Annotated in this window: 21 protein-coding genes; 16 read left to right on the forward strand and 5 right to left on the reverse strand. The window is 53.5% G+C overall.

Annotated elements, in window-relative coordinates; genetic code table 11:
- Positions 1-343 precede the first annotated feature (343 nt).
- From BB347_RS09305 to BB347_RS09315, 3 genes are read left to right on the forward strand one after another with little or no spacing between them, the layout of a single operon-like run.
- Positions 344-931 carry a biotin transporter BioY gene (locus BB347_RS09305; protein ID WP_076580832.1) on the forward strand — a complete coding sequence of 196 codons (588 nt, stop codon included), beginning with the start codon at positions 344-346 and terminating at the stop codon, positions 929-931.
- Positions 932-971: 40 nt separating this feature from the next.
- Positions 972-1676: an energy-coupling factor ABC transporter ATP-binding protein gene (locus tag BB347_RS09310; protein WP_076580834.1), complete on the forward strand. Its 705-nt coding sequence runs from the start codon at positions 972-974 to the stop codon at positions 1674-1676.
- A 28-nt stretch (positions 1677-1704) separates the two neighbouring features.
- The gene (locus BB347_RS09315) at positions 1705-2409 is read left to right on the forward strand and encodes an energy-coupling factor transporter transmembrane component T family protein (protein ID WP_076580836.1); all 705 of its coding nucleotides are present in this window, start codon (positions 1705-1707) and stop codon (positions 2407-2409) included.
- Between the two features lie 2 nt (positions 2410-2411).
- Here the strand turns inward: BB347_RS09315 and BB347_RS09320 are convergent, their stop codons facing one another.
- The 3 genes from BB347_RS09320 to BB347_RS09330 all read right to left on the reverse strand — a co-directional run bounded on the left by BB347_RS09320 (position 2412) and on the right by BB347_RS09330 (position 7114).
- Positions 2412-2903, reverse strand: coding sequence for an MOSC domain-containing protein (locus tag BB347_RS09320; RefSeq protein WP_076580838.1), 492 nt, complete (start codon positions 2901-2903; stop codon positions 2412-2414).
- A 48-nt stretch (positions 2904-2951) separates the two neighbouring features.
- Positions 2952-4499 (reverse strand): FAD-dependent oxidoreductase, encoded by a 1548-nt coding sequence (locus BB347_RS09325; RefSeq protein ID WP_076581688.1) that lies wholly within the window; start codon positions 4497-4499, stop codon positions 2952-2954.
- Positions 4500-4675: 176 nt separating this feature from the next.
- On the reverse strand, positions 4676-7114 hold the full coding sequence (locus tag BB347_RS09330; RefSeq protein ID WP_076580840.1) for an MEDS domain-containing protein: 2439 nt from the start codon (positions 7112-7114) through the stop codon (positions 4676-4678).
- 798 nt (positions 7115-7912) lie between these two features.
- On the opposite strand from BB347_RS09330, the gene BB347_RS09335 reads away from it, so the two are divergent.
- The gene (locus tag BB347_RS09335) at positions 7913-8986 is read left to right on the forward strand and encodes a tyrosine-type recombinase/integrase (RefSeq protein ID WP_236995933.1); all 1074 of its coding nucleotides are present in this window, start codon (positions 7913-7915) and stop codon (positions 8984-8986) included.
- 2 nt (positions 8987-8988) lie between these two features.
- Here BB347_RS09335 and BB347_RS09340 read toward each other — a convergent pair whose 3' ends face one another.
- On the reverse strand, positions 8989-9171 hold the full coding sequence (locus tag BB347_RS09340) for a hypothetical protein (protein WP_076580845.1): 183 nt from the start codon (positions 9169-9171) through the stop codon (positions 8989-8991).
- A 588-nt stretch (positions 9172-9759) separates the two neighbouring features.
- Between BB347_RS09340 and BB347_RS09345 the strand changes: the two genes are divergently transcribed.
- The 11 genes from BB347_RS09345 to brxC all read left to right on the forward strand — a co-directional run bounded on the left by BB347_RS09345 (position 9760) and on the right by brxC (position 21321).
- On the forward strand, positions 9760-10317 hold the full coding sequence (locus BB347_RS09345; RefSeq protein ID WP_139326999.1) for a hypothetical protein: 558 nt from the start codon (positions 9760-9762) through the stop codon (positions 10315-10317).
- Positions 10318-10855: 538 nt separating this feature from the next.
- Positions 10856-11011 carry a hypothetical protein gene (locus BB347_RS19595; protein ID WP_236995934.1) on the forward strand — a complete coding sequence of 52 codons (156 nt, stop codon included), beginning with the start codon at positions 10856-10858 and terminating at the stop codon, positions 11009-11011.
- 77 nt (positions 11012-11088) lie between these two features.
- Positions 11089-11334, forward strand: coding sequence for a hypothetical protein (locus BB347_RS19600; RefSeq protein ID WP_236995935.1), 246 nt, complete (start codon positions 11089-11091; stop codon positions 11332-11334).
- Positions 11335-11428: 94 nt separating this feature from the next.
- A complete protein-coding gene (locus BB347_RS19605; RefSeq protein ID WP_236995936.1) occupies positions 11429-11695 on the forward strand; it encodes a hypothetical protein in 267 nt (88 codons plus the stop codon).
- A 527-nt stretch (positions 11696-12222) separates the two neighbouring features.
- Entirely contained in the window at positions 12223-13407 is a 1185-nt protein-coding gene (locus BB347_RS09355) for a hypothetical protein (RefSeq protein WP_076580849.1), read from the forward strand.
- A gap of 60 nt (positions 13408-13467) precedes the next feature.
- Positions 13468-14526: a hypothetical protein gene (locus tag BB347_RS18980; protein ID WP_139327000.1), complete on the forward strand. Its 1059-nt coding sequence runs from the start codon at positions 13468-13470 to the stop codon at positions 14524-14526.
- A gap of 48 nt (positions 14527-14574) precedes the next feature.
- Positions 14575-15612: a hypothetical protein gene (locus BB347_RS09360; protein ID WP_139327001.1), complete on the forward strand. Its 1038-nt coding sequence runs from the start codon at positions 14575-14577 to the stop codon at positions 15610-15612.
- Positions 15613-15752: 140 nt separating this feature from the next.
- The gene (locus BB347_RS09365) at positions 15753-16358 is read left to right on the forward strand and encodes a BrxE family protein (RefSeq protein ID WP_076580853.1); all 606 of its coding nucleotides are present in this window, start codon (positions 15753-15755) and stop codon (positions 16356-16358) included.
- The gene (locus tag BB347_RS09370; protein WP_076580855.1) at positions 16355-17146 is read left to right on the forward strand and encodes a BrxA family protein; all 792 of its coding nucleotides are present in this window, start codon (positions 16355-16357) and stop codon (positions 17144-17146) included. The genes BB347_RS09365 and BB347_RS09370 overlap by 4 nt, the downstream gene beginning before the upstream one ends.
- A 16-nt stretch (positions 17147-17162) precedes the next feature.
- The gene (locus BB347_RS09375) at positions 17163-17699 is read left to right on the forward strand and encodes a BREX protein BrxB domain-containing protein (protein WP_211137166.1); all 537 of its coding nucleotides are present in this window, start codon (positions 17163-17165) and stop codon (positions 17697-17699) included.
- Between the two features lies 1 nt (position 17700).
- Positions 17701-21321, forward strand: a complete 3621-nt coding sequence (brxC, locus tag BB347_RS09380) for a BREX system P-loop protein BrxC (RefSeq protein WP_076580859.1) — start codon at positions 17701-17703, stop codon at positions 21319-21321.
- Between the two features lie 8 nt (positions 21322-21329).
- On the opposite strand, the gene BB347_RS09385 is transcribed toward brxC, so the two are convergent.
- Positions 21330-21995, reverse strand: coding sequence for a hypothetical protein (locus BB347_RS09385; protein WP_139327002.1), 666 nt, complete (start codon positions 21993-21995; stop codon positions 21330-21332).
- 146 nt (positions 21996-22141) lie between these two features.
- Here BB347_RS09385 and pglX point away from each other — a divergent pair, with 146 nt between their 5' ends.
- Positions 22142-25849: a BREX-1 system adenine-specific DNA-methyltransferase PglX gene (pglX, locus tag BB347_RS09390; protein ID WP_076580863.1), complete on the forward strand. Its 3708-nt coding sequence runs from the start codon at positions 22142-22144 to the stop codon at positions 25847-25849.
- The last annotated feature ends 843 nt before the right edge of the window (positions 25850-26692 follow it).

The following is a 26692-nucleotide window of genomic DNA, read 5'->3' on the forward strand; positions in this document are numbered from 1 at the left end:
GAACCCGTGATCGTCTCTCATTGTCACACTCTACCCTGGTTCTCTGACAGCGTGGCGAACGCGTGCTTAAGCTACCCCGGTCGTTTCAGTTAGGTGGTTGGCACAATCGCCCATTACGGCCCCCGAGACAGCCGAAATTACTTGAAAAAGCACATCCGAGGGGCGACTGATAACAGTCGTCGAGGGACTCGTGACAGTACTTCCACCACACACGTGTTGACGGGAATTGGTGTCTTTCAAGTGGCTATTCGACCACCTGTCTCGGACTCGAGACGACAGAATTTCACTGACCACACATCTCGGAAACCGAAGTGTTGAACTTGGTTTACGAGAGAGGACGGCCATGGAAACTGAACAGGCTTCGGTTGACCTCGTCGAGGGCGACGTGGTTCGTCAGTTCGCTCGAGCGGCGGTACTCGCCGCGTTGCTCGGTGCCGTTGCACCGATCGCGATCCCGTTGCCGTTGTCGACAGTGCCGGTCACGTTGCAGGTACTGTTCGTCTTTCTCGCCGGCCTCGTCCTGGGCCCGGTCTGGGGGACGGTGTCGCTCCTGTTGTACCTCACCGCCGGGGCGATCGGGTTGCCGGTCTTCTCGGGGCTCGAGGCCGGACTCGGAACGTTGTTCGGTCAGACGGGTGGCTTCCTCTGGTCGTACCCCCTCGCCGCCGCCCTGATCGGACTGATCGTCCACCGCGGGACGAGCCTGCGCGACCCGGCCGCCGTGGCGCTGCCGACCGTAATCGTTGCACTCGTCGCCGCGACGGTTCTCATCTACGCGATGGGTGCCGCCTACGCGGCCTGGCTCCTGGATCTCGAGGCCTGGGAAGCGATCGCCGTGTTTGCGCTCCCGTTCGTCCCCGGAGAAATACTCAAGATGGCCGCCGCGATCGCAATCGTCCGGAGCGGCCGACTCGAGCCGATTCAATCGTGACGGCCCACACGAAAACGAGAACGCAATACACGAGAACGCAATGATCGAATTCGATTCCGTCTCCCACGCCTTCGACGACGTCTCCGTCCTCTCTGACGTCTCGCTGTCGATCGACGACGGGACGTTCGTCGTCCTCGCGGGAGCCAACGGTAGCGGCAAGACGACGCTCCTACGTCACTGTAACGGCCTCCTGTCGCCGGGTTCGGGCACCGTGCTCGTCGACGGAACGCCCGTCGAAGACGACCTGATCGGTGCCCGCTCGAGCGTCGGCATGGTCTTTCAACACCCGCGGGATCAGTTCGTCGCCGCGACGGTTGGCGCCGACGTCGCCTTCGGCCCCGAAAATCTCGGCCTCTCGCGCGAGGAGATCGACCGTCGGGTCGAGGGTGCACTCGAGGCGGTCAACTTGGCCGGGCGCGAAGACGACCTAATCGAGCACCTCTCGGGCGGCGAGCAATCCCGCGTCGCCATCGCGGGCGCACTCGCGATGAATCCGACCCACCTCGTCCTCGATGAGCCCTTCACCGGCCTCGACGCACCCGCCCGTCGATCCGTGCTCGCTCGCCTCGAGTCGCTCGTCGACGACGGGACGGGCGTCCTGCTCGCGACCCACGACCTGCGGGACGTGCGCGAGCTTGCCGACCGAATCGTCGCCATGCGCGACGGCCGGGTCGTCGTGGACGGCCGCCCCGACGCTGCACTCGCGGAACTCGGCGCACTCGAAGTGCGCGTTCCCGATCACTGAGTTCCGCACGGTATCCGCACTCACACCGATGCTCACCTACGACCCCGACGACACGTTCGCCCACCGACTCGATCCGCGGTCCAAACTGGCCGTCCAGATCGGATTCGCAGCGACCGCGCTGGCCCACACCAGTCTGCGCGCGCTGCTCGCGCTTACCGTCGTGACGGGGGTCATTCTGCTCGTCGCTCGCGTCCCCGTCCTCGAGGCGCTCTCCGCCTATCGGTTCGCGCTGGTCTTTCTGGTACTCGCGCCCCTAGTCGCTGGCCTCACGCTCGGCCCACCGTGGTTCGATCTCGCAGACGCCAGCGACTCGGCTCGAGCGAGCTACCGGGTGCTCCTCATCTTGCTCGTCAGCGCCGCCTACATCCGTTCGACGCCGGTCCGAGCCTCTCGAGCGGCGATTCAACGCACGATCCCCGGAAAGGCGGGTCAGATACTCGGAATCGGCGTCTCGCTCGTCTTCCGATTTCTGCCGGTCATCCGAGGCGACCTCCGAACGATCCGCGACGCGATGGCGGCCCGACTCGGCGGGGAACGGCGCGTCGTCGACCGCGCCAGCACGCTCGGGATTCTGGGGCTCACGCGGGCGTTCGATCGCGCGGACAGGCTCGCACTCGCCATGCAGGCGCGCTGTTTCGCCTGGAATCCGACGCTGCCAGCGCTCTCGTTTTCCCGAACGGACTACGTCGCCCTCGCGGTCGCCGTCGGATTCGGACTATCCGCGTTCATCTGAGGTCACTCGAGCAAAGAAATTTCCGCGCCAGCCCTGATGGTCCCGCCCTCGAGAACGTCGGCTCGAAGCCCACCGCGATGCGTCAGGGCGGCTTCCACCCCGTCTTCGGTGTGACGCTCGAGGAAGCCACACGGTTCACAGAGTCGATCACCCACGCAGACGACGTCTCCGACTCGGAATCGTTCGCCGACGAGGTGATTCAGCGGCGTCCCGCTGGTCTCGATGTTGCGTCGGTGGTCGCCGGGTGCGAGGTCGATGTCCGCTTCTCGTTCGATCGCCTCGAGGGCCTCCTGTTCGATCAGCGTGAGGTCGTAGCCGTCCGGTCGCTGCTCGTCCGCGCTCCAACTGACGAACGTTCCCGTCTCGATCTCGCTGAAGTACCGATCTCCGCGTAAGCCGCTGCGCTCGAGGGCTTCGACCTCGCGGCGCTCGCACATCTCGGCTTCGGCCTCCGGTGCGGTGAATATCCGTTCGACCGTCCCTGTCTCGTGCATAGGAGCCGTTGAACGTCGACCAACAAATACGTACGCCGCCACCGGAACTCAGGCATCCCGAAGCGTTCCCGAGAGCACCTTCGCGGCGACGAGCACCGGATCCCACGTCGTGTTGAACGGCGGCGCGTACGCGAGGTCGTAGTTCTCGAGGTCGAAGACGGTCGCGTCCTCCTCAAGCGCCCCGACGATGGCGTGACTGCGATGGACCGCGCCTTCGCCGTACTCGCTCACGAGACTCGCGCCGAGGACGCGCCCGGAGTCGCGATCGGCACACAGTGTGACGGTGACGGTGCCGCCCTCGGGGTAGTAGCCCGCGCGAGATTTCGCGTCGACGGTCTCCGTAACCGGGTCGAATCCGGCTGCTCGCGCATCGTCGTGATCCAGAATGCCGGTCCGGGCCGCCTCGAGGTCGAACGTCTTGACGGCGGCCGTTCCCGCGATGGTTCCACCGTCCGTCGGCGTTCCCGTCACGGTCTGGCCGACCGCGCGACCGTGACGATTCGCGGTGAGCGCCAGGGGGACGTACGCCGGCTCGCCGGTGACGGTGTGGGTCGCTTCGGCACAGTCACCCGCCGCGTAGACGTCGGCGACGTTCGTCTCGCAGTAGGCGTCCGTCGCGATCGCCCCCGTCTCGCCGCACTCGATCCCGGCCGCCTCGGCGAGTGCGGTCCGTGGCGTTACACCGGTCCCGACCAATACCATGTCGACGGAGACTGACTCGTCGTCCGTGACGACGGAATCGACCTCCCCCGTGCCGTCTTCACCGTCGCCGCCACCGTTACCGTCACCGTCACGGCCACCGCCGCCGCCACCGTTACCGTCACCGTCACGGCCACCGCCACCGCCACCGTTACCGTCACGGCCACCGCCACCGTCATCGCCAGCCAGTTCGCGAACGTCGCTCTCGAGGTGAACCACAACGTCTTGTTCTCGAAGGTGCGTCGCCACCTTCTCGCTCGTCTGCTCGCTAAATTGGGTCAGCACACGCTCGCCGCGCTGAAAGAGGTGGACCTCGAACTCGTGTTCGGCCAACGCCTCGGCCATCTCGAGGCCGATGTACCCACCGCCGACGATGCCGACGGGGCCGGTACAGTCCTCGAGATACTGACAGGCCGGGCCGCGATCTGGTTGGGAAAACGATTCGCCGTCGCGGGCGCGAGCGACGTACTCACGCAGTTCCTTGCCGTCGCTCATCGACCCGAGCGTGTAGACGCCTTCGCGCTCGGTGCCTTCGATATCCGGCATCACTGGCTCTGCACCGGTCGCCAGCAACAGGTGATCGTACGACTGAACGACCGTCTTCGACTCAGATTCGGCCGTAACCGTTCGCTCGTCCGGATCGATCGAGACAACCTCGTGGCCCGTCCGTAAGTCGATACCTCGCTGCTCTCTGAACTCCTCGGGCGTCACCGAGACGAGCGACTCGAGCGATTGAATTTCCCCTTTGACGTAGTAGGGCAATCCGCACGCGCCGTAGGAGACCCACTCACCCTTTTCGAAGACGACGACCGCGAGGTCTGGGTCGTCTCGTTTGGCCTTGCTCGCCGCGGACATCCCAGCTGCGTCGCCGCCGACGACGACGAACGTTTCCGTCATCGGACCACCGTGGCGACTCGTTCGCGATCGGTCGCGTCGCGACAGCGCTCGTTCATAGTCGGCCACTTCGAGTCGAAGCGGCGTAAATGGTTCCCGTCCGTCGTCAGCGGATAGTGGCCGAGGTCGAGACGACCACCAACGACCAGACGAATACCATCCAGTTCTTCGCTGGGTGCTCACTCGGTCGTGTTCGAGGGCAGCGTCACGAAGAACGTCGACCCGACTCCGGGCGCTGATTCGACCCAGATGTCCCCGCCGTGATTATCGACGATCTTCTGACACAACGAGAGCCCGATTCCGGTTCCCGGGTACTCGTCGTTCTGATGGAGTCGTCTGAACACTTCGAAGATCCGGTCGGTCTGCTCGGACTCGATTCCGATTCCGTTGTCGCTAATCGCGATCTCCCACCATCCCGAGCGCTGAGTCGCCGTGATATCCACCCTCGATTCGCCGTCCCCGCTGTACTTGATCGCGTTCGAAACGAGGTTCTGGAACAGTTGCTCGAGTTGCTCGCGATCACCTTCTACGAGCGGCAACGGGTCGACGGTGATCCTCGCCTCGCGATCGTGAATCTGGACCCGGAGGTCGTTGAGCGCCCGTTCGACGACGGCGTTACAGTCGACTGTCTCGAACGATCCCTCCGCCTGTTCGACCCGCGAAAATGCGAGCAGATCGTCCACCATCGCCCGCATTCGATCGGCACCGTCGACCGCGAATCCGATGAACTCGTGGGCGTCCTCGTCGAGTTCGTCACCGTAGCGATTCTCGAGCAACTGCAGGTAACTCGAGATCATTCGCAACGGCTCTCGAAGGTCGTGTGAGGCCGCGTACGCGAACTGTTTCAATCGATCGTTCGATCGTTTGAGTTGTTCGACCGTTCGCTCGAGGTTTCGTTCGTACTGTTGTCGTTCGAGTTCGTCCGTCACCCACTGGCCCATCAAGTGATGAAACGTCCGCTCGGACTCTGTGAAGTCACTAGTGCGAGGTTCACTCGAGGCGAACCAGAACGTTCTGTCCGGCTCACCCTCGAGGTCGAGGTGCGTTCCGAGATACGCCTGCATATCGAAGCGGTCGTAAGTCAGCGTATCCGCGAACCCGTGCTCGACCGGGTCGACGACCGCACACGTCTCCTCGACGGACGCCGTCTTACGACAGTACGTTTCCGAAAGCGGGAGCTGCGCCCCGGAGACGATTCTCTCGTGGCCCCCGTTCGTGACCTCCACCTCGAGTCGATCCGAATTCCGATCGATAGTCGCGATTCCCGCAAACTCCATGTCAAATCGGTCGCAGCCGAGTTCGAACATCGACTGTACCTTCTCGTCGAACGTCTGTTCCGTGTCAGCCGCGATTTCGTACAGTGTCCGCTGTGCCCGCTCACGATCCTCGCGCTCGAGTTCGGTCGTGATCCACTCGCCCATCAACTCCAGGAACGTCACCTCGTCCTCGCCAAACGAGTGCTCGCGGGGCGACGTCGACGCGAAGCAAAGGGTTCCGTACGGCGTCCCGCGAACGTCTATCTGCGTTCCGATGTAACAATCCAGTCCGTACGTTTCGTACGCCAGGTCGTCGTTCCACCCCTCGGCCGGCACGTCGATAGTACAGATCGGATCGGGGGAGTCGATGACTACCTGGCAATAGGAACGCTCGAGCGCGTCTCGAGACCCCTGCTGGATATGTTCGTGAGAACCGCGTGCGTGAAGGATTTCGAACTCGTCGTCGTGGATCCGGGCGAAAAAACCGATCTCGACGCCGAATCGCTTACAGCCAAGTTCGAGGAACTGTTCGACGGTTTCCGCGAACGATTTCGTGTCGTTCGCAGTCGCCTCGTAGAGTTCCCGTAGATACCGTTTGTGCGATCGGAGCTCCGATTTCGTCTCGGTCCGTTCCGCGGCCGTCTCGAGCATCTGATCGACGGCAGTCTCGTCTTCGTCGGTGTCGGGTGGCTCGTAGTAGACGTTCTCGGAAACGCCGTCCTCGAGAGTGATGTATGGGTGCGTCTCGAGGACGTCCTCGACGACCGCATCCGAAAACTCGTCGCGGTTGTACTGGCACAACACGGTGTACTCCTCGTTCCGATAGAGCGGGTTGAGCAACGCCTCGTACTCGACCAGCGCCTCGTCACTCGCCCGTTCACCCACTGCCCACGTCATCTCCGCGGTTGCCCGCAGACCCGTAAATCCGTCCGCCTTCGATTCCGCGAGCGTCTCCTCCCAGAACTCGAGCATCGCCTCCGGATCGAACTCACCGTCCTGACTGTACATCTCGGCCGGCGTGAGCAGGGACAACGATCCGCTCTCGAGGGCGTCGTCCACGTCGATGCCATTGGATCGCATCGCCGTGAGGACGTCTCCCCTCGAATTGTCGTCTGCGACGTACAGACACCGTTCGCCTCGCTCGAGTCCCTGACGAACGAACGACGCTGCCAGCGCCAACTGGTCGACACCGTCGTCGTTGTCGTAGATGAATGCGTAGTGATCGGTCGAGCGGGCGTGATCGTGCCCACAGGCGAACTCGAGATCGTCGTAATCGTCGTGATCCAGATCGGTCGTTCCTGGGTTCGTCGGGGGAGAGCGACCGGTCTTAGCACCGTTCTCTCGCCCGACGTGGTCACTCATTTGAGGAACCTATTCGACCCGGCCACATAACCATAACACCATAGATAAATGGTGTGATAAAATGCTAATACTCGATCGAAGATCATTCGACTCCTCGAGTGGTCGCTCGACGGAGTACGCCGTCTCGACACCAAACGGGAGCGAGTCGAATCGATGAGGTCTCGGTTCAGACGGTGCTAACATGCACTCGAGGGGGCCCAGTACCGAACTCGTACAGCCAGTCACTCGATCGATTCGGCGATGATGAAATTGTAAACGACGGGTGATGCGATGCTGTCCCCCGATTCAAATTCGTTAAACCGTTCTTCCGGCCCGCGTACTGGTTCCCTGAAAGAACGTCGGTGGAGGGATTGTGAACGACGTCCACTTCGCTCGCGTTGCTCGCTCGTGGTCTAATCCCACCAGAACCCACTCAAATCCCACCAGAACGCACTTCCGGCTCACGTGTTTGTTCGCCAGAAGGAAGCCGGTGGAGGGGATTGTGAACCACGGTCGGTGCAAACTCCTCCCTGATTCAAATCCCTCGACGGCCGGTGCTGCTCACGTAGTGTTCGCAGCAACAAGCCGGTGGAGGGACATTAACGATAGGTTCAATGTCCCACTTATTAAAGATAGCTTATCCCCGATATGCCAGACATACGAAAACAAATCACAAGCCTGCAGGACAGAATTGAGAGATCTAATGACATTAGCGAGAAGGATAAACAACTCCTCCTCGCATTCAGCGACGAAATAGACCTCCTCAAATCCAAGTATTCCGATCACCGTCACAACAAACTGCTTCGCCACTGTACCATTATGGCTGAAGAGGTGGGCGGGCTCTCCGAGGCACTCGAAGACCCGGGAGCTGCCAAAGGTCTCGTCCGTTGGATCCACCGAAACTACAACAACGAGTACACGAATCACGACTATCGGACGGCACTTCGTGTCTTTGGCCAGCGAGTCACTGAGGGAGAAGACTATCCACCAGGTATCGAATGGATTCCGTCTGGTACATCTAGCAGCCACGATCCCGTCCCCGACCCGGCGGATATGCTCGAGTGGGAAACAGACATTTTGCCGATGGTCGACGCAACGAGAAACTCGCGTGATGCAGCGCTTATTACTGTCGCGTTCGATGCTGGGCCGCGAGCCGACGAACTGCGGACTCTTTCTATTGGAGATATCAGCGACACCGAACACGGACTCCGAATATGGGTCGACGGCAAGACCGGCCAGCGATCGGTCGATCTCATTCCCAGCGTTCCGTATCTCAAGCGGTGGCTCAGTGACCATCCGGCATCGGACGACAGCACGGCACCCCTCTGGTCGAAGCTGAACAGTCCAGAGGGAATCAGCTATCGGCAGTTCCTGAACTGTCTCAAGGACGCCGCGAAACGAGCCGGCGTCACTAAATCGGTCACACCGACCAATCTGCGAAAGTCCAACGCGACCTACCTCGCTCGAAAGGGGATGAATCAGGCCTTCATCGAAGATCGCCAAGGACGCAAACGTGGGAGCGATGCGACCGCTCACTACGTCGCCCGGTTTGGGACCGATAGCGAAGCCGAGTACGCCCGACTCCACGGTCTCGAAGTCGAGGAAGAAGAACCCGAGCCGATCGGTCCAGTCAAGTGCCCCCGCTGTAGCAAGGAAACCCCTCGTCACGAAAGTTCCTGTGTCTGGTGCAACCAGGTCCTCGAATACGATGCGATCGACTCTATCGAGGACGCACAACGGGATATCAGAGATGTCGTCCTGCAGTTCGCTCGCGATGACCCCGAAATCCTCACTGACTTCCAGCGAAATCGAGAGTTGATGGATCTCTTCGAAAGTAACCCCGATCTCTACGAAGAAGCCCAGGAGTTCGTCGAGAGTCTGCCCGACGAATAGCGTCATTCGAGTTCTCGTTTGATCCGGTCCAGTTCCGCCTGTACCTGATCGATCGCGTCGACGTTCCCACTGTTCGCAAGGACCGTCAGGGCGTACGCGCGTGACTCGGAATCTCCGTATGCGAGGAGCCGGCTCAGTAGTTCAGTATTCGATTCCGCATAGCGGCTGATCTCAGCGCCGCTCATCGAATCACCGTGATTTCAGCGTATTCGGTTGGCATTCGGTGCTGCATTTCGTGAATGCGAGTTGTGGTCAGTAGCATTCTGATGATATCTGGTCGTCTGGAGGAACCCGGTTGATCTCAATCGGGATTGCCGTGTGAGAGTCTTGCCAGTCACTAGTTGGGTAGTGATACTCTCGACCCGATCGAATCATGGTTGCCGATCAGAGCTTCCAACTCCGGACCAACCGCGTTCGACGCTGTCTATCTGCAACTCAATGTTGCAGTTTTCTACAGATAGAACGACTCAGACGGATGTATTAAATTTTCACTTCTTGTGAGGGGGTCTTAAGTTCTCACTTCTTTTGAGTATCTTCAGCTGACTTCCCGCAAAGGAGCTTCAAAAGCTTGTCACCAATGTAATTTAGTTGTCTGTTTGGGTGGTATATATACCTCTCCGATGCCCTAAATGATAAATTGCTGATTATATAGATTCGAAAATCAACTCAAAGAGCTAGAAAGATGCTATGGCGCATACCATCGCTCCGTAATTAACTTGACCTATAATGTAAATGGAAATGATTATCGGATCCCGTTAGAGAGTGCAATCAGTGTGATAACCAGACTACTCCCCAACTGGGACCGAGACGATAAATTCCAGTTTCTAAATTCCATGTATCGTCTATCCCATTTTTCCCGTCAGCAGGCAATCATACTGTTTCTGCTTTCTGGGCCGATCGCCATATTACCGACCTTCTTTGAAGCAAGGGCTGGTGTAGATTCCACTATTGGTTATGTCTTTGTCTCAATCAGTATGTTTCTCTCGTTTGGTATTGTTGCAAAATATTTTGACGGATATTTTTTGGATGAGCTGAAATCAAGAACGAGAGAGAAACCCCATATCAAACATTCAAATGTTGGCATCCATGTTGCTCTTTTGGTGTTTTCTATGGTAATACTATCTGTCATCGCGTTTGGAATTGATATCAGTGGTGTAATGCAATTTTCTACTACAACGACGAATCTGTTAGCAGCAGAAACAGAATATGGCGGGGTGGATGGATTCCTTAATTCCATCGCAGCGACTGTTCTCTATTCGTCTATGGTGTTTTTTGTTGCATCAATAGTCATGGGCGGCATCTGCGTGATATACTACCGTTATCTTTTGTGATTTTCTGATTATATACGCCAAATAATGGTCCAACAACATCGGTAGCTATGAGTCCAACTTGAGAGTTCACTAACTTCTCCAACTCAGTAGTCTTTCTTCTTTTTTGGTGAAGATATTCTGAGAGGCTCTCTAAATTGTCCTTTCAGTTAAGGTATATTTGGATGCCACAATAAGCAGGCGTTTTCCTTTCAGAAAAACCACGTCGACCTTCCGTAGAGATTATGACTATTACTAAAACAAACGTCTGAGTCGCCTCAGACATGTAAATCGATCTGTCTGGATATGCTCTAATGAACAGAGATGACCCGACTACCAATAGTCGGCTTCATACTCAATTCTGGTATCCATACCCGGCTATAAGATCACCCCGCTGAGGTAGCGGGCAAAATCGATTTCTGACCCGGCTACTGGTAGTCGGGGGCACAATCTATACTCTGTCGGCTAAACAGGTATCTATGTCGGGTGAAATACTTGGATTCAGATCAGTGAAATTACCGACGAACAGCCATTATGTATCCCCGGTGTGTTCCCGACTGCAATGACCGATCTCGTCCACTATCACCACCCCGATGACGAGCAGTACTCACTCGCGTACGTAACCCTGGATCCAGACGAGATCAACCCCGACGACGGGAGGGTCGAAGCCTACCACCTGACGAAACGGTTCATGTTCTGTTCACCAACTCCGGTGTGAGCGGCACCATCGACGAGCTTTCCGGCGAGTTGGAAACGAAGTTGGACGGAATGTCAGAGTCGGATCGTCTCGTTACTATGCGGATTCTCCAGACGTTCGAAGGTGTCCTCGATGCCATGGAACTCAAGGAAGGTGAGAAACTCGAGATCTACAAACAAATCGAAGTTGGTCGGATCCCGGCTGCACTCGATCACGTTGACTGGTCCGGCTCGGTCGTCGACGTAGCTGGCCAGTTGATGTCGTCACTCATTTTGGCACATCCGCTTCTGAACGCTAATCATCGCGTCGATCGCGTTCGCCGAGTAGTACATCGAGAGCGCTGATTCGTCGTTTTCACTACCGGAGTTAGCAACTGAGACGTACGATTGCCAGAAGTGGGTCGATCCGTATATCGTCGACTCAAAACGTCTCCTCACCGTGCGCCGGAATACGATGCCGTTCAGGCTGCTCAGCCAGTGGGGTTGTGATGTCGTCTTGCGAAAGGGCGATATCGAAATCGATCTCTCGGAGTACGATCTTGAGATGCCGCATTCAGATGCCTTGTCGAGATATGCTGTGCGACATTCAGACCTCTGTATGGACTTCGTGACCGAGTCAGTTACCCGAGCCGGAGCGCCTCATCTCCGCTTTGAGCAGGGGGTCGACAAAGAGGAGTTCCTCGAGTATCTGAAAGACACCAACTGAGATTCCAACTTAGTCCTGCAGTTGAGCAACGGTTCGGCCGAGTTCTCGCGCACGCTCACTTTCAGAAATTTCGTACCGTTCTTCCAGCGAGCGAAGTTGTTCCTTGAATTCCATAGTGCTTTGTGCGGAAGTGCTGCTCTCCTATGCAGAAGATAGTACGCCGCTGAATAAGTAGGTTCCCGTGCCCAGATACACTACCTTCTCACTCGCCACTACGAAATTATCATTAGCGATTCTTGGCAAACAGATATATTATCAATTTATTCGATAGTCACAGTATGATTGATCCTGACATCGAACGTGCTCAAAAGCTCGCTGAACGAGCGAAACACGAGTCGGTCACGGCAGAACGATTAACCGAGAACAAGATTAGGCTCAAACGGTATCGGCTGCGAGACGATCCACTTTACCGACTACTCCGTGAGGATGAACAACCTCATTTTTTGTTTCACTCAAATCGGCACACGCCATCGTTCAGTGGTCCTGCGGCCCCAGAAGGTATCGAGCGATCCCGGCGTTCCCGGGTAATGCACCTCGTTACCGACTTGAGGTGGATAATGGTTGCCGGAAACCGAGATGGGGATCAGAGACAAGAACTCATATTATATGATATCAAGGCCACGAACTACGAAACTGGCGACTCTTTCACCTCAAAACTCTCAAAAAACGTGTTCGCTCTAGAGACAGATGGTGCTCACTATGCTGTTCCATTGTCGAACGACTATGATGAGAGTGATCTCGAAGAACTGAGCCTCTACCTTCGAGATAACTATGGAGCCAGTCGCGGCGGAGTCGCAGTTGACTCTGACGAGGCAGGATACACTATAGCTGGCAATGATGCGATCAAATACGACGCAAGCGACGTTCGCACACGAATCGATCGACTTCCCGACTCCGCATTAGACGAAGCTGATGAGTTGATCGCGCAGACAGATGATCTCGAAGAACTCATTCCCAGGTTGGATGAGCTAATTGAGGAGAACGAAAAATCGAATCGGTCTCTCAATGACCGAGTGAGTGAGGCTTCGTCAGTTGAAGAATTGAGACGAGGGATTGAGACTCCAGCAGAGCGTGCTCAACGTCACGCCAAAGAACGCGCTGAAAGAGGGTTAGAACAGGCACGGGAGACATTCAACCAGGCTGATCCGGAAGAAGTTGGAAAATGGGGTGTGAACGTCGGTCGATCTGCCGCTCCACTAGCGAAGGTGGCACCTGGGTCCACGCCACTGTGGATCGCAGCGTATCTCATGCTTGGTGGTGTTGCAGGTACACACGCTAGCGGGGCCAAGAATTCGCCGCTGGCCGATGTAGATCCCGAAGCGCTTGCGGCTCACGCTACTGCATTAGCTGACGCTGGTAAAGGACTCGAAAATATCGATGGAGAAGCAGCCGGTGCCTTGCTTGGTGCTTTTTCGTACCTCGGTCACCAATTGACTCCTGATGAATACGCAAAATGGATCGTGGCGGCAAATCCAGAAGCAATCCTCGCTGGAGCTGAAGCTGGTGCGTCTTTCGCAGTAAGCGATGATGTTTCCGGCACGCGACGACAGGGTGCTGTAGCCGGAGCGGGACTAGGAATCCTTGGGAGCTACGCAAACATAGACGATAACTCAGACGCACTTCAGGCTATAGTGGATGCAGATCTCTACGAAGAGTACCTAGAGGAACTTTCAGACAGTCGAGAGCGAACTCTTGAAGAGTCAACGGTATAGGGACTATTTGGATAGGCATTTACCACAAATACATTGATGGACGGGTATGTGTGACTGAATATGCAAGATGATTCTAATTCCATACTACAATCTAATTATGTTGGATCCATAACTGTACTGGGTGGAATGCTTGTCACCGCTGCACTGTTTTTGACAATTATACTCATGATCGGGATCATAATAAATACATTCCAAAATTCGGTTCCAGACGATCCCACAATAGAAGCTATAGGAATATTTGTCAATGGGATACTCACTATTGGACTTTTGTATCTTTATCATCAATCTTCAAAGACACAGGAAAGTCAAGAAAAGTCCCTCTCTGAACAGGCTAAAGCGCTGAATTCCCAAGCAAGTACATTATCAGACCATACAAAAGAGTTAGCGACTCAAAGGCAAATATTGGCTGAGCAGCGTAACCTTGCAGAATATAGTCAAAAATCAATCATATCCATCACAGACTTCCATTTTGTTCCTTTATCAGCGAGCCAAGAACGGCACGATTTTCAAGAAAACCCTTATTTATACTACTCTGAATTTTTAGAGTTGGATATCTCGAATTATGGCGCAGCTCCAGCACATGACTTTCATATAGAATTATACATATGCACTGGCGATGAAGATTTCAGCTTCATTTCCCCTTTGCTCAGAGAAAGTTGGAAGGAGACCTCGGACAAGCTATACTCTGAAAAGGCCACTCCAGTCTTATTGAATAGGGAAGGTGCGGGAATTTCATCTAATGATGAGAAACGGACTATGTCCGCAACACTCCTTTCGCCAATTGAAGATATACCTGACAGTTGGGTTTCGAAAGCCCGATTTGGTGTCTACAAATTCTCAGGACCATCTGGTGTCCTTGAACATATCACTGATAATGTCGATGGTGATGTGACAATTGGTACCCATCTGTGGTTTAAGGATGGGACAGGAACAAGAGGGCCAAAGTATCTCAGATGGGTTAATATATCCACTGAAGATCTAATCGGTAGAGAAGGCTTTGTGGATGATGACTATGATATGGAAGAAGATCGGATAGATTTGAGCCGAATATTCCATACCGTAGGCACAACAGCCGATGATGATGATATACCTGTCTTACAACATCCGGCTGAACGCTGACTAAGATCTACAGAACATTCAAGCATCTAACTTTCAACTTACACCATAATGTCACGTCTCTATATCGCTCCGATCGGATCTGATTGGATGGAACGATTTGAACGAACAGTCGCCTCACCGGTCGACCTTTCCGATATCGAGCTGCCACCTGCACTTGAAGACAAACAGGAGGTGCGAATTTGGGGAACGACAGAAGGTCAGCAGAAACGCCGGTACTTCACCGCGATGGAAACTGGGGATCCGATCCTCTTCTACTCGGATGGTGAGTTCTTTGCTTCAGGTCGTGTCGGGGCGACTGTTCAAGACGTGTCTCTCGGTGAAGCGATCTGGGGAAGCGACGATAGCGGCTATATATACACGGTTACGGACTACGAGCCGATCTCTATAACACCGGACGAACTCGGAGACCTCTTAGGTTACGGTGATGGCTGGCATCCTCGGGGGTTCGTACACGTCTCCGAGCGGGCGATCAATTCGCTACTGACCGAGTATAGTTCCATCGAGGAAGCGTTCCAGGACCTGAGATCGAGTGAACCGACCACCGGACCGTCCGGGCCCGACGATGAGGGGGGTAGTGAAGAAGAAGGGGATGACGGCCGTGTTCATACCGAGATTCAGTGGTACCTTGTCCAGCTGGGACAGCAACACGGCTACGACGTCCACGTTGCGATCAACGACAAGAACCGAACCTACAATGGTGACCGGCTGGGCGAAGATTGCCTCGACAAACTGGTGTTGCCAGGGTTCAGCGATGCAGTGACCAATATCATCCGCTACGTCGACGTGATCTGGCTCGAGGGCGACGCGATCGTCGCGATGTTCGAGGTAGAGAGTACAACGAGCATCTACAGCGGTATTCTACGAATGACTGATTTCGTAACTCGAGTTCCGAACTTCGCCGTAGATATGTACATCGTCGCGGCCGAAGAAGACTCAGACGATGTTCGGAAAGAAATGACCAGGCCAACCTTCGAGACGGTTCTCGCGCCCGTTGAACATAGTTCACTGCAGTTCTTGAGCTTCGGGGATGTTCGAAAAACGTATGAAACGGTCGAAGCCGCAGGACCACTGCAGGACGTATTCTAAGTCCTTTCACTCGTTATCGCGGCTTACTGCAACTGAAAATATCCCATAACTCTCGAGCACACATCGGCTTTCGTGACCGTGAAAATACCATGTAGTGAAAACACGTGAATACTATAGGGGCGGTCACCAATCGACACAGTATGTCAAGTGAATCGCTCGAGGACGCACTCGAAACCGTCCAAGAGGAGTTGGAATCACTAGGGGTGGACGATGCGTTAGCACGGGAGGTTGTCTCGTATCGACTTCTTGTTGAGAGGCTCGGAGAAGAGCGGAACAACGAGTGGTGGGAATCGATTGTTTTTACCGAAACGGGACGGGATCGACTCGAAGAAGTCACTCCCAAAACCGCAGTCAAAGCGCGAATAGACCTTGCACAGCGTATTGGCCGGAAAGTAGAACAGGACAGGTTACCCGAAAACACGGTCTCTCTCTTCTATCTCGGGCCGACTGCGGAGTCACAGATCGACGCTGAACTCGAGAACATTGGGAAGGAAGACGTTCCGTTCGATGCACTCGAATCGCTTTCAATTACCTTTGACGAGGCGGGATGGGCGGATGGTCTCGTCGATGACACCGAACCCGCTATAGATACTACAGAGACAGTGATGCAGATCGGAGATATTAGCGACGAATCGGAACTCAAGTCACGGCGTACGCTTCGTGAAGTCGCACGCCAGTGTGTAGTAGCATACGGCCACTCTACTCACAACAGCCTTCGAGTGCCCTACTACAACATCGATCGATGATGACTCAACCAGTTGATTCGGAAGACGTTGAGTACGACTCCTGGATAGCTCACAATACGACGTATATCGAGGAGACAAAACGCGTTCTGGAGGAGTACGTTGAACTCCAGTCTTTTGACGATACCAAGGAACGCGTCGTCGGGGATAATATTCTAAATAAAGAGACTAGCAAGTATCGAAAGACCGTATTCCGCGAGATTGCTCGTCGATACATCCCTCATGAAGATGAGTATGTTGAAACACCGCTGATGCGCGTACTAGCATCCGAGGTGGATGAGACCATCAAAGAGTGGATCCTCTACTACGAATTTTCGCAGAATAAGTTGATCCGTCAGTTGACGATCGACTTCCTGTACAAGAAATACACCAGTGGCTCACTCCTTATTCAAGCCCCAGAAATACGCGAGTACATCACTGAGTTAGGAAAGAATCATCCGGAGATACAGGACTGGTCTCAGAGTACGCTTGAGGAAGCGAGTACGAAGTACCTGAGCGCTCTGAAGAATTTTGGACTGTTAAAAGGGACTCTGGAAAAAGAGTTTGAGGTGTTCTATGTTCCTGACGAAGCGATAGCGTACGTCTGCTACCAACTCTATGGAGACGACGCTGAGACAGTGGAGGAACTCGTTTCGCATCCAGATTGGCGGCTATTCTTCTTCGACGAAGATGAGGTTCGGCGAAGATTGCAAGGAATCAGCCCCCGGTATATCCGATACGAAAAGCGAGGTAGTACCGAACGAATCGAGCCGGTTTTCGACGATATTCACGAGGCCATCGATGACTTCTAGTAAGATACAATCCCGAATGGAGGAACTCGAGTCGTTGACAATAGACAACCGAGAGCGTATCGGCCGACGTACTGGGGTCCCATTTATCGTGTTCACATACGATCCAAAAGACGAACTCTCGGTCGATGACACGGTAGAAGCGTACGTCAAAAAACTGCGTAACCGAGGACAGTCAGTGGAGCGCATTGATATGCGCGACCTCGTCTTTACTCTCCTCGAGGAAGAACGCATCCTCGATGCTGTCATCGAGAAAGAGCAGGCAAATGAGGGGGAATTGCGTGAGGGACTCTCTTCCGTCCTTCTCGGCGGGAGGACTGACGAACAGGGACTGATTGCGGAAACGATCAAGGACCGAATCGACGATGTCGATACTGCAGTGGTGTACAGAACTGGAGTCTTGTACCCCTTCGCTGGCATCTCTTCGATTCTCATGCAGCTAGAGAACGAAATCGAAACACCATTCGTCGTCTTCTATCCCGCAGTCAAAGAAGACAAGAGTTTAAAATTCCTCGACAAAACAGAGGGGACATACTACCGCGCTCGGGTGATCTAATATGAGTTCAAACACGATAACCACGATTGACGATATCTTCTATCGGTCGATAGACCGGCACATCAACCGCGTCGTTAAGGTTGAACAAGACGACACAGAGACGGTAAAACAGGAACTCGACGAATACGTACTAACCGGGTCTCTCGAGCAACACTACCTAAAGATTCTGGAGGCGATCCGAGATACGGAGCACAATCCGACCGACGAAACGGGGGTCTGGATTTCCGGGTTCTTCGGCTCAGGAAAGAGCCACTTCATGAAGATCCTCGGCTACATTCTGGAGGATAAGACGCTCCCCGACGGCCGATCCGCCGCAGAGGCGTTCAAGCCTCGAGCGCAAGATGAAACCCTGAAAGCGACCGTTGACGCCGTTAGCCGAACGTTCGACTCGGAGGTGCTGATGTTCCAGATCGGCTCGCGAACGAGCCGAGCCGGTGAGGATTCGATCACAGACGTGATCAACCGCGAATTCAATCGCAAGCAAGGCTACGCGGAGCTCCCGTGGGTCGCGCGTCTGGAAGAGGACCTCGAAAAGGAAGGACGATACGAAGCGTTCAAAGAGGCAGTCGAAGCCAACGACGGACGAGACTGGGAGGAGATTCAACAGAGCGCTGCGTTCATCGAGCCAAAAATCGAACAGGGGCTCGTCGATGCCGTTCCCGATTTCGACGAGCAGGACGCGAAGAACGCGATAGAGAACGTCAAAGACGAGCCGGAGATCACTCCTGCCTCGCTCGCGGAACGAATTCTCGAGTATGTCGAGCAGAAAGAGGCCGAAACGGATCAAGACGTTCGATTCTTCGTCTTCTTGGACGAGATCTCGCAGTTCATCGGTGACGACGAGCAGTTACTCCTTGAACTCCAGAGTATCGCCGAAAAATTCGGCGAAAAGGGGATGGGGAAGCTCTGGCTCGGAGTGACTTCCCAAGAGAAACTCGAGGAACTCGTTCCGGGAGTTCTTGCGAAGAACCTCGAAGAGTCGAAAGTCGGCGACCGGTTCCCGCACCAAACGGATCTCATCTCGGATAACCTCGACGACGTCGTTCGTGACCGTATCTTGCAAAAGAAGGGAGATGCAATCCCATCGATCGAGACGCTGTACGGTGATAATGAGGGTCGGCTGAGTGCCAGATACAAACTAAACTCATCCCGTCAGATGGAAACGGTCAACGACGAGTCGTTCGTCGAGTGCTATCCATTCCTCCCCTATCAGCTGGAAATATTGCCCCAGATCTTCGCAGCCCTTCGTGGCCGAGGATCCGACGACCGGTTGACCGGCCGCGAACGGACACTCATCGACGTTACGCAGAGCGTCTTCAACGAACCGCACAACCTTCGTAATCGTAAGATGGGGGCACTCGCGACACTCGATCTCGTATACGAGGAAATTGTTGAGGACATTGACGACGATGATCAGCGGACGATTGCCGATGCATCTCCACAGGATGTCGATAACGAACTGGCACGCCGAGTACTGAAATCACTGTACCTCTTGCAGCGTCTCGACTGGATTCCCAACACCGCTTCAAACATCGCGACGACCCTGTACGACGAAATAGGGGACATGAGCGCCTTCGAGAGCGAGGTTGAGGGGGTTTTAGAGCAGTTGGTCGAAGAAGGATACGTCGGTCGTGGCGAGGAAGGATACCGGTTCCTGCAGGAATCGGAACGGAAACTCGAGGACGAAATCGCGTCCGTAAAGGTCAACGAAGGGAGAGTCCGCGGTCGCTCAAAGGAATTCGTTCGTGAGGCCCTGGACAGTGCCGATACGGTTCGGTACCGAGAACAGCCGTTCCCGGTTTCGGTCGAAGTAGACGGCGAACAACTCTCCGGTAGCGGCCACATCCACCTCCACGCCTACTCTCCGGTTCACCAGCAGTTCGAAGAAATCAACCCACGGACGCTGAAGACCCAGAGCTTCGATCAAGAGGATACGGTCTACTGGATCGCTGATGATAGCGATGCAAACGATATCAAGAGTCGAATCAAACGGATCAAGCAGATCGAACAAATTGCGACGGAAAAACAGGGTCAGCAACTCAGTACTGAAGAGCAGGAAGCACTCGATCAAAAGAAAGAGGATCTTGGTCGAATGCGACGCAGCGTCCAGCGGGACATCGAGATCGCCTTCCAGACTGGAACGCTGATTTACCACGGGAACGAGACGGAACTGGAAGAGTCGGGAACGCGTCTCGATCGAATCATTCAGGACCCGGCCCGAGACGCCGTCGAGCGGGTTTTCACCAAACTCGAAGACGGACTTGGGAGTGTCAGTAACCGAAACATCGAGAAGCTGTTCGAAGATCTCGAAAGCCGATCGAATCCGGCCGTATTCAAAGAGTTGAACGTGGTTCTCGATGGCGAGCTAAATCCAGAGGCGCGGATCGCGACTGAGGTCGCTGACGAGATCGACTCGCGGGAGAAAGCCGGTGACGTTCCTACCGGAAAGGCGTTGATCGAGCACTTCTCCGAGCCACCGTACGGTTGGAGCCGCGATGTTGTCCGGCTGGCGGCGGCCGTGTTGTTCAGAAACGGATCGATTATGGCGATCTACAAGGAGCAAACCTTCGACAGCTACGTCGACGACGGCGCTCAAGATGTGTTCACTCAGATCTCGAAGTTCCGCGAGGCTTCGTTCAAAGAGCGTGAAACGGTCGATCCAGAAACCCGAAACGAGGCAAAGCAGCTACTCGACATCCTCTTCGACAAGAAAGTCAAGCAAACAGACCAGGAGGTTGCACAGGGGATCTCGGAGGCTGCAAGCGAATGGATCGAGACGTGTAAGGAGCGACAGACGAATCTCGACGACGCGTTCTTCCCACTGCGTGACGAACCCAAGCGGCTCGTCACGCTACTCACGGCGATTCGAGACAAGGGTACGTCGGCGGCAAAGATCAACGCCTTCCTCGAGCACGAAGACGAGCTTGAGGACCTGGTCGGTACGGTGAAGAAGGTCGTCGAGTTCGATCGATCGGGCAAGCTCGACAAGTATGCGATCTATCGTGAATTCCTCGAGAACGAGTGGGAGGAGTTCGAAGACCTCGCGAAGACATCCTCATTCGTCGAGATCAGTGACGACGTACAAGAGGCAGCACGTCAGCTCGAAGGGGAGATCGATTCGAGGGCGGTCATCGAGAACTGGTCGAACATCGAGACCGACTACCGATCGGTTGCGAACGCATACGCCCGAACGTACGAAGACCTCTACAAGCAGCGATACGAGCTGTATTCGCGAGCCGCGGACGACGTGCGTGCACAAGGTTCCGATCTCGATACCGATGATCTCGAGACGGCTGTCGAGCCACTTACGAATCGGATGGGGAGTTCGTCGATCTCCGTGGATATCGACGAGCGTTCGCATTTGAACCTCAATCCGAGTCTGAAGCAGCTGACCGAGTATCTCCAGACCGTCGATTCGTATCGGAAACAGTCGCGTGATCGAATCGACGAGCTTCGGCCAGAAGACGAGGATGTTACGCACTATCGCGTCGACCTCGAGGAGTTCTTCGGAGGCATCATCGTGACGGAGGAAGAGGAACTCGATGCACCCGTTGATCGGCTTCGGACCGAAGTGCTGGAGTTACTCGACGAGGAGGATGATGTCGAGGTACACTTCGAGTAGCGTCTGAGTTAAAGGATCTTAGTCGCTTGTCGTTCGATAGCTGTCTTCTCCATTACATCGACATCTCCCATTGCCTGTCGCGTCTGGAACGTGTCATAGGACTCTCGTTCTTTGTAGCGGAACGGAAGTCGTGCAAAGGTTTCGGACAGATCGATCGATGCAATTAGTTTATGCTCATCGTCTTTTGCTGGTCGAGCGTATACCTTCCATTTGATACCGTCGGTCGCGAACGCGACGGTTGGATCACCGAGGTCACTCTTAAGATATTCCACGATGTCCATTTCAGCATACTCGAATTTGTTCGGCGTTTTGACCTCGCCAATGACTGCACACTTGATGTTACTCTGGAAGTTTTTGATGGCGAAATCCGGGGTAGAGTGGTCCCATTTCGGGTAGCCGTACGGCTGCGCCCAATGGTCGAAGCCGAAGATATCCAGTGAGGGCCAGACAAGAAACTGTTCTACGAAGCGTTCTGGCTCTTGTCCAACTTTCTTCCCTTTGAGGTACTTCCCATCGTTGGCAATCTGATCGAGGTGGACGGGGACACCTCGGCGTGAGAACTCGTCAGCAAAGTTCTCGAGAACGCGGAGCAACCGTTCAGCAATTGAAGAGTGGTCGTCGAAACTCGTGTTCCTGTATCCGTTATCCGTCATTCGTTGGTCATCGGTAACCATCAACTGATTGCTCAATAGTAGTTCGAAGCATGTTTGTTGAAGAGTCAGTTTCTCGAACCCACTAGATTGATACGGCTGCTGTTTGTGGAAGGTAGTATACTGGAAGAGGGCAGCACCACGCTCCCTCGAATTCACGGACTCTACATATGTCAGCGAAAACTCGACACAACGGTCTCAGCGCGGACGTTCGATCGGACATCCGAAGCACCATTTTACAGGCTCGCAAGACGCTCGAGGACGAATTTGAACGCCAACTCGAGCGCTACGGGATATACGATGACGAGCGAGTCCCGGTGAGTTCGCTATCTCACCTGTCCGTCGAGGATATTGCGACACGGAAAGAGATCGATGCAGCGCTCGAGCGTGAACTCGAGGCAACAGATGGACTCTACGGGCGGGCATATCAGAACTACATTCGCGAAGCGACCAAGGAGCATCTCAACCGGCTCGTCGGGCTGAAGACGATCGAAGCGCGAGATCTAGTCACAGAGACGCTTCGGACGCGGGCGGAGTACGGGAATCGCTCGTACATGCACTACACTGTCGACGAGATCGCCGGGGAGTTGACCGATACCTCCGATGACGGCCTGGGGGTTGCACTGGATTTAGCCTACCAGGAGATTGGATCGGAAATTCAGGTGCTGTTCGATGGGTCGGATTACACGGCAATTGAGCCGGGCTTTGCGGTTCGACGGGAGGTGCTTGAGGAACTTGACGATCTTGAGAACGATGTCTGGGCATCGGACGAGGCAATGGGATGGGTATACCAGTACTTTGGCAAGAACGAGCGCGAGGAAATCGACCACCGAATCAACGAAGGTGATTATAAGGTACGGGACACGGATGTCGCAACGAAGACACAACTCTTCACGCCCCGTTATATCGTCGAGTGGATGGTCGATAATTCGCTGGGGCGATTATGGCTCGAAATGTACGGCGATCAGACGGACATCAACGACGAAAACAAATGTTTCTACCTCGCTCCTCTTGAGGAGTCGCTAACCGACCGAAATGTAAAGGATGTCCGTGAAATTAAGGTACTGGACCCAGCCTGTGGCAGCGGACATATGCTGTTCTACGCCTTCGATGTACTGTATGAGATGTATCTTGAGCACAGTGATGTTGCCGAGAAGTACATTCCCCGAGAGATTTTAAAAAACAATTTATATGGGGTTGATATTGATGAGGGCGCAGCCCAGATTGCGGCTCTGTCACTATATGTGAAAGCGAAGAGCCACTCACCGAATGTTGCTATTGAAGGGATGAACATCGTATCAGCAAACGCTGTATTAGTCAATGGTGAAAAAAAGGAAGAAGTGCTAAAGCGGGCTGATTCAGAGTTAGAACAGCGAGTTCTTGAGCAAGTATGGACGAGTTTTGAGCATATTCGAGAGTGGGGGAGTTTAGTTCGGATCGAAGAACAAATCGAGGAAATTATCGAGGAAGAACTTGAAGAGATTAGCTCAACAGGTCAATCACAGTTTACAAACGATGGGAAGTTGGCAAAGCAATCCTCTGTAGTTGCGTTTTCAGATGATGAAGATGAATCATGGGAACAAATAAAAGAGAGACTTTTGACACAAGTCAAGTATTTGGCCGAAGAAGCTTTGGAACAAAACGACCCTGTTGAAGAAATGTTTGCCGAGGAAGTGGAAAAAAGCGTACGCTTGTTAGATGTTTTTGTAGAAGATTTTGATGTTGTAGTGTCTAATCCTCCATATCTTGGAAGTAAGAAAATGGGTGAGGACCTGAAAAAACATATAAAAAGTTATAAGGGCAGCAGAAATCTCTATACCGCGTTTATTGAACGATGTACAGAATTCGCTGATGAAGATGGCTATGTGACAATGGTAACTCCTGAAGATTTCATGTTTCTTTATAGTTATAGGGGTCTCCGAAAAGAACTCGTGTCAAACCAACAATTGATAGAGGGTGCACATCTATCGCGCTATGGTTTTGATCAAGCTAAAGATTCGTATACAATTCCGTTTGTGCTACGTAATACTAATCCTTCCAACTTTCAGTCATCTAGATTCTACCGCATGACTCACGAACAAGAGAAGTATGAAGACTTCGAGGACAAAATCAATGGTTTGAAAGAGATAACGAATTATAACAGATCAAATAAACCACATGATGATGTATATGTTGTGAATCAAAATACATTCCAAGAAATAGACCGCCAACCATTTGTCTATTGGTTTGGATCAGAAATATTGAATTTATATGAGGAGTATCCACTATTAGACGATCTTGCAGATGTTGTTGCTGGGCTCCAGACCGGAGACGATGATAAATTCACTAGGTGCTGGTGGGAGATAGAAGAAGATCAAATAGGAAATCAATACAAATGGTATATGTTGAGTGGTGATGACGATGTCTATTACTACTCTCCAGAAAGAATCGTTCGCTGGGAAGGTGATGGGGAAAGCATAAAAAATGAAGACGGGAGTCACGTGAGGAATGAAGACTATTATGGCAACCAAGGAATCACTTTCCGTCGAGCGAGTAAGCGATTCACTGCACGTGTCCAGCCTAAAGATCACATCTTTAGTAACCATGCACATTTTGTAGATGTTCAAGACGATGAAAGAACAAAAGAACTCGTCACATACCTTTGTTCCTCACTCGTTCGCTTTATATTGCAGGGATTAAATCCTGGATTAGATTTCCAAGTGGGTGATGGGAAACGAATTCCAGTGAAAGAAGAACCGTCTGAAAAGCTTCAAAGCTTAGGGCAGAGTGCAATTGAAGTACAAAAATCAAAATCATCTCTCTATGAAACTAAGCGCGAGTTCAGTGGAGAAATTTTCCAGAAGTCATTTGATCAATACTTATTACAGAAGGATTTGGCAACATCAGATATTGAAATCATACATGGATTAGCTGACAATAGTGTCTTCGAAGAGTATGGGATTGATGGAAGGGCAAAAGATCGTGTATTAGATGAAAATTTGGCAAATCTGTCAGAATATCCACACTTGAAAAACTCAGGGGAAATTGAATCTGACTCGCGAGAGTTCCGTGAGAGAATACCCACAACCGAAGTTGACAACGAAACTTATGATAATATTGTAAAGGTCATTAGAGATAATATGGGGGACTCTATCCGAGAGATAGCGGAAAAAACTGAAGTCTCACCATATACGATCACTTTGATTAGATCCCAAAACGATCTGTATACTCGTGGTGAGAAACAAGAAGCAGCAGGCCGGCTTCTGTCATATTATCTTGGATATGTTTTCGGCAGATGGGATCATCTCGAGCAAGTCACACCTATCGAAGACGATATCCTCGTCTTCGACGATCAGTTTGACAATAACGTAACTGGTCGCATCCGCAAGTGCATCAAAGCCAATTTCGACAACGTTTATGAGAAGGAAGCCGAGATCGAGGAGTTACTCAACAAGGATATGACCGACTGGCTACAAGAGAACTTCTTCCGCTATCACCACACGAAGGAGTACCGCCGTCGCGGTCAGCGCATCCCTATTTACTGGCACCTCGAGAGCGACGACGGTGCGTTCAGTTGCTTCCTCTACTATCACGCCATGGACGCCGAAACGCTTCCAAAACTCCGCGGTCAGTACGTCGACGCCAAGATCGAAACCCTCGAGAATCGGCTCGAAAGCATCGAGAGTCAACTCGAGGGCGCGAGTGACGATCGGAAACCCGAACTCAACTCCGAACTCGAGGAGGTTCAGGAACAACTCGATGATGTTAGAGACTTCGGTGAGCGACTCGACGAGTTGATCGATGAGGGCTTCGAGCCGGACTTCGAGGCTGGCATCTGGGAGAACATCCAACAGGTCGATGAGTACGATCTCCTGCAGACTGAATTGGATAAGCTCTGATTTGGATGTCGTTCTCGCATCGGTCCCGTCTCAGTTAGAGCGGTTCTAATATGCAAACTTACCGTGGACCGTCACTGGAGAAGGCCAGCAAATAACGGCACCGATAAGAACGATCATTTGCCTGGTTTCACGGCGAAAACCGACTTACCAGTGTCTACTAGAAAAGTCGGTATTCTGTCGGTTCGCAAAGAGTGAGTACGGAACGCCAATAAAAATAACAGCTAACCTCTATATCTTTAAATCATGCCTGTACTACCTGTTGATAGGACTCGAGAATCGAACGTCGAACTTCATCCGTGATATCACCTGTTCCCCGTAACTCGACCGTATACTTGAACGAGCCACGCCACTTCCAGCTCCGTGGAATTTCGCTAAACTGATTGCTCTCTTTTGGCGTCTGAAGCGGGGCCTCACGAACGGAATCCTTGACCGACCCATCTAGGTGGATGTACACGAATGAATCACCTCGATTTGGCTGGACAGTCATAAATGCCAATCGCCGACTGTCGGGTCGATCAACGTAGTAAGTAAAGCCCTCACCGGACTGTTGTTTGCTCCATCCCTCGAGTTCTCCCGAAACGAACCTTTCGACAGCAGACATAATCTCTTCCATAGATTCCCTTCTTACGGAATTGTGAAATTAGTATCGGCTCGTCTACATTGAGCGCACACGCAGATGCCGTCAAAGATATTAGCATACAAGCAAGTAATGCTGGATGGACTTTTGCAACCAGTGTGGTGTCCTTCTCATACCTGACGCAGATAGTGATCAGTGTACGGACTGTGATTCAGAAAACGGTTCACCAACTATCTCACGCCAGGCAGAAGCAGTTGGAACTGATC

The sequence above is a fragment of the Natronorubrum daqingense genome, from assembly GCF_001971705.1.
GTDB classification, from domain to species: domain Archaea; phylum Halobacteriota; class Halobacteria; order Halobacteriales; family Natrialbaceae; genus Natronorubrum; species Natronorubrum daqingense.